Here is a 2,102-nt window from a genome sequence, read left to right on the forward strand (position 1 = left end):
GTATTATTAAAAGCCATACTCAGTATGGCTTTCAGTTTGTCGACAAAAGGGGTTCGGAATGGTCTCATTCCGAACCCCTTTTTAGCTTTTTATGGGATTTGAAGCTATTTAATAAAAAGACAGACCTCTTCGAGTTCATCATTTAGGCCATTTTTGGACCTTGCCACGTCCAGTTGGCCATCTTCTTCAGGTTCATGGCAGCGAAAGTAAGCATCGCCTGCATCGACAATTTTTTAAGTCCCCTTAACGTTGTCCAACGCATGCCATGCTTTTCTTTTCCATCTGCGAATACACGCTCAATGGTTTCTTTACGTTTGGCATAAATCTCTTTCACCTCTGCGTGATAGCGAAGATGGTCTGCCTCTTCTACGTATTCCTGCCAAATATGACGCGTCACCACTTTCTGGTGGTCTTTACTCTCCGTACATCTGGCTAAAAATGGGCATGTCGCACAAATCTGTTTTGGCGATTTGTACTCCCGATATCCTTCTTTATTCGTTGTCGAGTAGGCCAAGATCTCACCTGCCGGGCAAAGATAACAGTCAAAGTATTCGTCATACACATAGTCATGTTTTCGGAAAAAACCTTTTTTCGTACGTGGTCGTGTGTATGGCAAGGCAGGGGTCATCCCCTGTTCCAATAAGTAACGGGTAATCGCAGGAGTTTTGTACGCGGCATCTGCGGCGACCGCTTCAGGCTTTCCGACTCTCTCTATGACCTTTCCGACCAATGGCTCTAAAATCTGACTATCATGTGTGTTGCCAGGTGTGACCATGGTGCCAAGCACAAAACCGTTACGATCCGCGGCTGCGTGAAAAGAATAGGCGAACTGCTTCGTCCGTTCATCCTTCACATAGTAACCACTCTCTGGATCGGTGGTGCTTTCTTTGATTTCTTTCTTCTCTTCCTTCTCAAACTTGTCCGGAGGAAATGTTTTTTTTCCGTGATCTTCCCGGTCCTGGTTAATCTCTTCTTGAAGGCGTTCCTGATACGCGCGTGTCTCTTTGCGAACGACTTTCTTTTCAAATTTGCGTTTGTTCGCACTCGCTTTAACATGGGTCGAATCCACGAAAACGTGCTCGGCACTGATTAGCTTTTTCTCGGCAGCTTCCTTTAAGATGCGATAGAAAATCTGTTCAAACAGATCGGTATCTTTAAAACGGCGTTCATAGTTTTTTCCGAACGTAGAGAAATGAGGCACTTTATCGTGGAAACCATACCCAAGGAACCAGCGATAGGCCATATTGGTTTCCACTTGTTCAATCGTTTGGCGCATGGACCGGATTCCAAACGTGTATTGAAGGAAGGTCAATTTAATTAAGATGACAGGATCAATACTGGGACGACCGATTTCTGAATACATGTCCTTCACCAAGTCATAGATGAACGAAAAATCAAGTGCTGCCTCTATTTTACGAACCAAGTGGCTGGCCGGTACCAATTGATTTAACGTAATCATTTCTAATTGATCTCGTTGAATGGGATTATGTTTCGAAAGCATGTCAATCACCTCAAGTTATGTAGTACTTCCATTGTAAAATAAAAAAGACTGTAGGCAAACTGGATTTCTTCCAGTTTGTCTACAGTCTGAAAGCAGATCATTAAAGATCTGCTTTTTCTATTACACACTGATTTGTTTCTTTTGTTCATGATCTATTTCTGGCTGTATTTCCTTTGTCAGTTGATGCCCTTCTATATCCACGTTCGGAATCATCTTGTCCAGCCAATTCGGCAAATACCAGGCTGCATTCCCCAACAGCTTCATGACACTTGGAATCAGTGTCATTCTTACAATAAAGGCATCAAAGAGCACACCAAAGGAAAGTGCTAATCCGTTGGCTTTAATAGAAGCTTCGCCTGCAAAGATAAATCCTGCAAAAACGAAGATCATGATCAAGCCGGCTGCTGTAACAACAGGACCACTGTGTTTTAATCCAGCCTGAATGGCTTGTACTGGATTCTTTGTTTTTACATATTCTTCACGCATTCTGCTGACAAGGAATACTTGATAATCCATGGCTAACCCGAACAGAATCCCAATCGATAAAATCGGCAGGAAGGCGAGTATCGGCCCTCTTTCAGGTATTTTGAAAAAGTCGATG

Annotated in this window: 2 protein-coding genes; both read right to left on the reverse strand. The window is 43.2% G+C overall.

Annotation, left to right across the window (positions count from 1 at the left end; genetic code table 11):
• Nucleotides 1-142: 142 nt before the first annotated feature.
• Nucleotides 143-1,501 carry an IS1182 family transposase gene (locus ACWFR1_RS40165; RefSeq protein ID WP_041339714.1) on the reverse strand — a complete coding sequence of 453 codons (1,359 nt, stop codon included), beginning with the start codon at nucleotides 1,499-1,501 and terminating at the stop codon, nucleotides 143-145.
• A 120-nt stretch (nucleotides 1,502-1,621) separates the two neighbouring features.
• Nucleotides 1,622-2,102 (reverse strand): MMPL family transporter (locus tag ACWFR1_RS40170; RefSeq protein WP_453561010.1); only part of this gene is annotated, 481 nt, incomplete at its 5' end.

This window comes from Streptomyces sp. NPDC055103, from assembly GCF_053607625.1.